This window comes from Corynebacterium sp. HMSC06D04, from assembly GCF_001807315.1.
Classification (GTDB): Bacteria; Actinomycetota; Actinomycetes; order Mycobacteriales; family Mycobacteriaceae; genus Corynebacterium; species Corynebacterium simulans.
This window is the reverse complement of record NZ_KV788549.1, coordinates 1-594: the sequence shown is the minus strand read 5'-3', so window position 1 is coordinate 594 and position 594 is coordinate 1. Positions and strand designations below refer to the sequence as shown.

The following is a 594-nucleotide window of genomic DNA, read 5'->3' as shown; positions in this document are numbered from 1 at the left end:
TTTAGGATGCTGCGAGCTTTTGGGCGCGCTGGTAAGACACGCCGAGGACTGTTCCCATATCTCGTACGGTCATTCCAGCGTTTCTCATTGCAACAGCGAGGTCATGAGTGCTTGCCTGTGCCGCAGCGGCCAGTCGTGCCGCTTCTTCGCGTTCTTTTTCGGCGCGAGCTTTCATTTCCGCAAGGCCCGGTGGGAGAACAACATCAACAATAATGTTGAGTTCGTCTGGGTCTAGGCCTGCCTGAAAGGCCAGTGCTTCGCGCATCTCGTCGGCAGCATTAGCCAGCCGCTTAGTTTGGGACACTGCCCCTAGTTCGGCGCATTCGAGCACCCATACTCCGCTGGTTCCGCGTTCTGCGGTTACTGTGTATGTCGTGGTCATTACCTCCACCAGCCTTTCCCTAATTCTTGGGCGTATTGGTCGAAAAACTTCTTGACTGTCACATCGTCAATCTCACGGTGCCTACCTAAGGTTCGGGTTGTGTTGCCTACCCGATAAGCGTCATGGCGCGATAGGGCGATTTCCTCAAATTCAAGACCACGCCGCTTAGCTTCCGCTTTCAATTTCTTGATGACGGCGTTTCGCTTCATAAC

The 594-nt window shown here is 54.0% G+C and carries 2 protein-coding genes; both read right to left on the bottom strand.

What is annotated here, in order from left to right; genetic code table 11:
* Nucleotide 1: 1 nt before the first annotated feature.
* Nucleotides 2-382, bottom strand: coding sequence for a hypothetical protein (locus tag HMPREF3155_RS08450; protein WP_005325318.1), 381 nt, complete (start codon nucleotides 380-382; stop codon nucleotides 2-4).
* Nucleotides 382-594, bottom strand: a 213-nt coding sequence (locus tag HMPREF3155_RS13145) for a hypothetical protein (protein WP_246817715.1), incomplete at its 5' end; no start/stop codon positions are given. The genes HMPREF3155_RS08450 and HMPREF3155_RS13145, both read right to left, overlap by 1 nt.